Here is a 6,179-nt window from a genome sequence, read left to right on the forward strand (position 1 = left end):
CTGGAGCCACGGGCGTCTCTACGCCTGGGCGGCCTCCGCGTCTCCGTGCCGGACCGGGCAGCCGGACCGGCCCGGCACGGGGAACGTGCCGAGCTCCTCGACCCGGTAGCCGTTCGGGTAGCTCCGGATCTGCGGCAGGTCCTCGATCAGCTTCGGGTCCCGGCGCGCCGGGAAGAGCCGCAGCAGCCGGCCGCGCGCCTTGAGCGCCCCGCGCGAGGCCTTCTCGACCAGGGCCGGCGGGTCGTCGTACCGGAACGCGCGGCGCAGGGGCGGATCCATCAGCGACCGGCTGAAGACGCCCATCACCGGCCGCGCGAGGCGCGGCTGGAAGCCGGCCATGAGCGCGAGCGTCGAGTCGGCGACGCGGCGGCCGCCCTCGTCGTACGCGAAGTGCTCGGCCTCGTAGGAGTCCATCAGCTCCGCGAACTCCTCGTAGGTCTCCGGGACGTCGGTGATGCCCAGGTGGCGGCCCAGCGTGCGGTAGTACTGCACGCTCGCCTCGAGCTCGGTGGCGGTGAGCGGGCGCTTGCCGTAGTCGTCGAGCCAGCGCTTGGGGACGACGACGAACGTGCTGAGCACGTAGCGGAACTCATGGTTCGGGATGTCGTAGGCGCGGTGCATCTGGTTGATCCGGCGGATCGCGGCCCGAGCCTCGGGGTGCTCGAAGCCGAGGCGGTTCGGCGGCTCGAGGAGCAGCGCGGTGTCGTCGTACCGCTTCTGCGGGCGCCGGGTGAACTCGCCGGTCCGGTCGAGGAGCCGGCCGATGCCGGGCACGGCGTAGGTGCGGAAGAGCGCGAAGCCGAGCGCCTGGTTCATGTCCCACGGGAACTCGTGGGCGACGACCTTCGCGTAGATCTCGACGAAGTCGCGCCGGGGGTCCAGCCGGTCGTTGTACCGCTTCCAGTGGTCGCGCCGCATGACGCCAAACTAGAGCAGTCGCTCCACTTTGGCTAGGGTGGCGTCGTGCGCATCCCCGTCCAGACCCGCAGCGAGTCCTCCGCGGACCGGATGCTCGAGGCGACGCTGGCGCTGCTGGAGTCCGGCGGGCTCCAGGCCGTGACCGTGGCGGCCGTCGCCCGCGGGGCGGGTACGTCGAACGGCTCGCTCTACCACCGCTTCGGCGACCGTGGCGGCCTGCTGCGGGCGGCCCAGGACCGCGCCCTGGGCGCGATCGAGGCCGAGACGGCGGCGGCGTTCGGCCGCGCGGACGGCGAGCCCGACGACGACCGCGCGCTGCGGCTGCTCGCCCGGGCGGCGCTGGACATCTTCGCCCGCCACCGCGGCGCCATGCGGGCCTTCCTCGTCGAGGGCCAGGGCTCGCCCGACCTCGAGGCCCGCAACGTGCGCAGCTCCCACCTGCTCGCCACGACCGTCACCGGATGGCTGCGCACCCGCTTCGACGCCTCCCCCGCGTCGGCCGAGGCCGCGTGGCGCATCCTCTTCGCGCTCGGCGCCTCCCAGGCGCTCTTCGACGACGCCCAGGTCTCCCCCGCCACCCTGGCTGCCGATGACTTCGCGGACGCGGTCGCGCGCGCGGTCGCAGCTGTAACGCGGGGTTAGCACCACTGGTCACCCCGTTCGAACGGGATCACAGTTGTCCTAACCCCGCGTTACAAGCGTCGGCGGAACCAGCCCCGGGCCAACCCCGGGCTAGTTCTCGGCGGCCTTCTCGGCACCCCGGCGCCAGCGGATGCCGGCCTCGATGAAGTCGTCGACGTCGCCGTCGAAGACCGCCTGCGGGTTGCCGACCTCGAAGCCGGTCCGCAGGTCCTTGACCATCTGGTACGGGTTCAGCACGTAGTTGCGCATCTGGTCGCCCCAGGCGGCGGCGACGTCGCCCTTGAGCTCCTTCTTGAGCGCGGCCTCCTCGGCCTTCTGCTTCGCGAGCAGCTTGGCCTTGAGGACGACCATCGCGGAGGCCTTGTTCTGCAGCTGCGACTTCTCGTTCTGGCAGCTGACCACGATGCCGGTCGGGATGTGGGTCAGGCGGACCGCCGAGTCGGTGGTGTTGACCGACTGGCCGCCGGGGCCACCGGAGCGGAAGACGTCGACGCGGAGGTCGTTCTCGTCGATCTCGACCTCGTCGGTCTGCTCGAGCACCGGCACGACCTCGACGGCGGCGAACGACGTCTGGCGGCGGCCCTGGTTGTCGAACGGCGAGATCCGGACCAGGCGGTGCGTGCCCGCCTCGACCGACAGGGTGCCGTAGGCGTACGGCGCGTGGATGGCGAACTCGGCCGACTTGATGCCGGCCTCCTCGGCGTAGGAGACGTCGTAGACCTCGACGGGGTACTTGTGCTGCTCGGCCCAGCGCGTGTACATCCGCATGAGCATCTCGGCGAAGTCCGCGGCGTCGACGCCGCCGGCGCCGGCGCGGATGGTCACGATCGCCTCGCGGGCGTCGTACTCGCCGGAGAGCAGCGTGCGGACCTCGAGCGCCTCGACCGACTTCTTGAGCCGGGCCAGCTCGGCCTCGGCCTCGGCCAGCGCGTCGGCGTCGCCCTCCTCCTGCGCCATCTCCACCATCAGGCCCAGGTCCTCGACGCGGCCGTGGAGCGAGGTGAACCGCTCGAGCTCGCCCTGGAGGGCGGAGAGGCGGCCGGTGACGCGGGTGGCGTTCGCCTGGTCGTCCCAGAGGTCGGGCGCGGCGACCTGCTCACCGAGATCCGCGATCTCGGCGCGCATCGCGTCCAGGTCGAGCACCTGCTCGATGGTGCGCATCGTCGCCTGGAGCTGCTTGATCTCTACGTCGTAGTCCGGTCCTGCCACAAGGAGCAAGGTTACGGGTCCGGCGGGGGTCGGGCCTACTCGCGGGCTACTCGGCCGCCGCGGCGGCCGGCAGCGCCAGCTCGGCCCAGACCCGCTTGCCGCCACTGGCGGCCGACTCCATGCCCCAGGACGCGGCCAGCGCGTCGACCAGGTGCAGGCCGCGGCCGTGCTCCTCGTCCTCGGTCAGCGGCTGCGGCTCGGGCGTGCCGACGCCGGTGTCGTCGACCTCGATCCGCAGCACGTGCGAGGTCGCGGAGAGCCGGATGGAGTACGACGAGCGCGCGTGCGTGAGCGCGTTGGCGGCCAGCTCGCTGACCACGAGCAGCGCGTCGTCCAGCGGCTCGCCGATGCCCCACTGACGCAGCTGCGCCTTCACGAACCGGCGGGCGTCCGCGACGCTGCTGAGGTCGTCGGGCAGCTCGATCTCGGCCTCGGCGTCGCCGCCCTGCTGCCCGATCGACTGGAGCAGGTCGACGAGGTAGCCGAGGTCGGAGTCCTTGAGCACGAAGCCCTCGGAGTGGTCCTTGATCCACGTCCGGTCGGCGGTCTCCAGGCCGGAGAACACCACGACCTTCGACTGCGGCGCGTGCTGGCGCACGCGGGAGAGGACCTCGCGGCCGGCGATGTCGGGCAGGCCGAGGTCCAGGACGACGACGTCGGGACGCAACTGTTCGGCCAACCGAACGGCTTCAGCACCGTCGGCGGCTTCACCCACGACCTCGAACCCGCCCCGGAAACGAAGGGAGGTGCGGACCAGCCGGCGTACCTCAACGACATCATCCACCAGGAGGACGCGGATGGGCACGGCGACAGCCTAGGCGGTCGGGGCCGCGAGGGGCAGCGACACCACGAAGTGTCCACTGCCCGGATTCGCCGCCTCCGCGGGCCGGTAGGTCGCCTCGCCGCCGTGCGAGCGGGCCAGCTGGCGGACGATGTAGAGGCCCAGCCCGGTGCCACCGCGCGAGCGCCCCGTGGCGAACCGGTCGAAGAGGCGCTCACGCATGTCCGCTGGTACCCCATCACCCGCGTCGCTCACCGCGACCTCGACGGAGTCGCCGGCCCGGCGCACCTCCACCCGGACGGGCGCCGTGCCGTGCCGCAGCGCGTTGCCGACCAGGTTGTCGAGGACCTGCGCGAGCCGGTCCTGATCGCCGTCGACGAGCAGCCCGCTCTCACCCTCGACCCTGACCTCGGCGTCGGGGTCGAGCCGGGACGGGGTCGCGGCGGCGGTGCGCGCGAGCTCGAGCACGTCGACCCGGGTCAGCTCCAGGTCGAGCGCGCTGGCCTGGAGCCGCGAGGCGGTCAGCAGGTCGGCGAGCAGCCGGCGCAGCCGGGTCGCGCTCGACAGCATCCCGCCGAGCAGCTCCTCCCGGTCCTCGTCGTCGAGCGCCGCCCAGTGCTCCCGGAGCGTCTCGGCGGTGCCCGCGAGCACGCCCACCGGCGTCCGCAGCTCGTGGGCGGTGACGGCGAGGAAGTGGGCCTGGTCCTCGGCGGCCATCTGGAGCTGGGCGTTCGCGCCGGCCAGGGCGTCGAGCATCTCGCGTCGCTCGGAGGTGTCGCGGGTGATCTTGGCGAAGCCGACGTGCCGGCCGTCGTGGTCGTGGACGGCGCTGATGACGACGTTGGCCCAGAAGCGGGTGCCGTCACTGCGGATCCGCCAGCCCTCCTCCTCGTACCGCCCCTCGCGCAGCGCCACCTCGAGCTCGTGCTCGGGATGCTTCGCCGCCTGCAGCTCCTCGGGGTAGAAGACGCGGAAGTGCTGGCCGACGATCTCGTCGGCGGTGTAGCCGTTGATCCGCTGGGCACCGAGGTTCCAGCTCGCGATCCGGCCGTCGGGATCGAGCATGAAGATCGCGTAGTCGCCGACGTTGTCGACGAGCAGCCGGAACCGCTCCTCGCTCTGCCGCAGCGCCTCCTCCTGCTCACGGCGGGCGCTGTGGTCGCGGGTGACCTTGGCGAAGCCGACGTGGCGGCCGTCGTGGTCGTGGACGGCGGTGATGAGGACGTTGGCCCAGAACCGGCTCCCGTCCTTGCGGATCCGCCAGCCCTCCTCCTCGTAGTGGCCCTCGCGCAGGGCGATCTCGAGCTCGTGCTCGGGGTGCCGGCTGGCCTGGACCTCGGGCGGGTAGAACGCCCGGAAGTGCCGTCCGACGATCTCGTCCTCGGTGTAGCCCTTGATCCGCTGGGCTCCGGCGTTCCAGCTCGCGATCCGGCCTTCCGGGTCGAGCATGAAGATCGCGTAGTCCTCGACGTTCTCGACGATCAGCCGGAACCGGGCCTCGCTCAGCCGGAGCTGCTCCTCGGCGCCCCGCTGCGCGGTGACGTCCTGGACCTGGAGGAAGACGTAGAGCGGGCGCTGCTCGCTGTCGAGGACCGGCGCGAGCGTCGCCACCACGGTCCGCGCGCCGCCGCTGGTCGGCACCTCGTGCTCGACCTGCACGACCCGGGCGCGGCCGGCGAGGATGTCGGCCAGCGCGCCCGCGATGCCGTCGGCGGCGGCGGCACCGGCCAGGCCGGCGTACGGCGTGCCGACCAGCTGGGCGGCGGGACGCTCGACGAGCGCGGCGAGGGCGTCGTTGGCGCGGACCACCCGGCCGCTGAGGGTCACGGTCGCCATGCCGATCGCGGCGTCGTCGAAGACCTCGCGGAAGCGCTCGAGGTGCTCGCGCAGGACGGCGTCCTCACCCTCCTCGGGCTGGGGCGCCACCGGCTCGGCCGCCGCCGGCACGGCGCGGGGCGTGCCCAGGACCGCCACGAGCTCGTCGGCGAGGGTGTCCAGCGAGCTGGACTTCTCGAGGAAGATCGAGGCGCCGAGCTCGAGGGCCCGGTCGGCGAGCCCCTGCTCGGAGAAGCCGCTGTACATGACCACGCGGGTGTCCGGGGACGCCGCGATCACCTGGGGCAGCGCCTCGAGGCCGTCCATCTCGGGCATGGACACGTCGAGCAGCATCAGGTCGGGCCGGTGCTCACGCGCGGCGACGACCGCCTCGGCTCCGGTGCCGCCCTCGGCGACGACCGCGAGCTTCCGGGACAGGCGCAGGCGCGTCCGCACGAGCGTCCGCACCTCGGCGGCGTCGTCCACGATCACGATGGTCGGGATCGCGGGATCCCGGCCTCCCTCTCCCCCGGACACGGGAGGAACCTACCCACTTTCTTGCAGGTTCGTGCATCGCAGAGAGGTGAGGCACCGTTCGGCCGCGAGCCGTCGACTCGTCTGCGACCGTCGAGGGGTGAACATCGACGTCCGACCGACGCCCGCGCTCCGCAGGCACCGTGCCCGCATCGCCGGCGCGCTGGTCGGCGCCGCGCTGCTCGCGCTGGTGCTCCTCGCGCTGGCCGAGCTGGCCGGGGTGGGCGAGCACGGCCCGGACCAGGTGCCCGTCTCCGACGTCACGCACCCCTAGGGAGTC

General features: G+C 72.6%; 6 protein-coding genes. 2 read left to right on the forward strand and 4 right to left on the reverse strand.

Annotated features, from left to right (window positions below):
• Window positions 1-18: 18 nt before the first annotated feature.
• Window positions 19-918 carry an oxygenase MpaB family protein gene (locus ACYQ0U_RS11960; protein ID WP_459973073.1) on the reverse strand — a complete coding sequence of 300 codons (900 nt, stop codon included), beginning with the start codon at window positions 916-918 and terminating at the stop codon, window positions 19-21.
• 45 nt (window positions 919-963) lie between these two features.
• On the opposite strand from ACYQ0U_RS11960, the gene ACYQ0U_RS11965 reads away from it, so the two are divergent.
• Window positions 964-1,560: a TetR/AcrR family transcriptional regulator gene (locus ACYQ0U_RS11965; protein ID WP_459973075.1), complete on the forward strand. Its 597-nt coding sequence runs from the start codon at window positions 964-966 to the stop codon at window positions 1,558-1,560.
• Between the two features lie 90 nt (window positions 1,561-1,650).
• On the opposite strand, the gene prfB is transcribed toward ACYQ0U_RS11965, so the two are convergent.
• Genes prfB through ACYQ0U_RS11980 form a run of 3 tightly spaced genes read right to left on the reverse strand, consistent with a single transcriptional unit; the run spans window position 1,651 to window position 5,902 of the window.
• Window positions 1,651-2,769, reverse strand: a complete 1,119-nt coding sequence (gene prfB, locus ACYQ0U_RS11970) for a peptide chain release factor 2 (protein ID WP_459973077.1) — start codon at window positions 2,767-2,769, stop codon at window positions 1,651-1,653.
• Window positions 2,770-2,815: 46 nt separating this feature from the next.
• Entirely contained in the window at window positions 2,816-3,574 is a 759-nt protein-coding gene (locus ACYQ0U_RS11975) for a response regulator (protein WP_459973079.1), read from the reverse strand.
• 9 nt (window positions 3,575-3,583) lie between these two features.
• A complete protein-coding gene (locus ACYQ0U_RS11980) occupies window positions 3,584-5,902 on the reverse strand; it encodes a PAS domain S-box protein (RefSeq protein WP_459973081.1) in 2,319 nt (772 codons plus the stop codon).
• Between the two features lie 97 nt (window positions 5,903-5,999).
• Between ACYQ0U_RS11980 and ACYQ0U_RS11985 the strand changes: the two genes are divergently transcribed.
• Window positions 6,000-6,173, forward strand: a complete 174-nt coding sequence (locus ACYQ0U_RS11985) for a hypothetical protein (RefSeq protein ID WP_459973083.1) — start codon at window positions 6,000-6,002, stop codon at window positions 6,171-6,173.
• Window positions 6,174-6,179: the final 6 nt, after the last annotated feature.

It is taken from the genome of Nocardioides pyridinolyticus (assembly GCF_054653575.1).

What these genes read in the sequence shown, in the direction of transcription:
- ACYQ0U_RS11960 (WP_459973073.1), bottom strand. Translation starts at nt 918, where the DNA reads ATGCGGCGCGACCACTGGAAGCGGTACAACGACCGGCTGGACCCCCGG.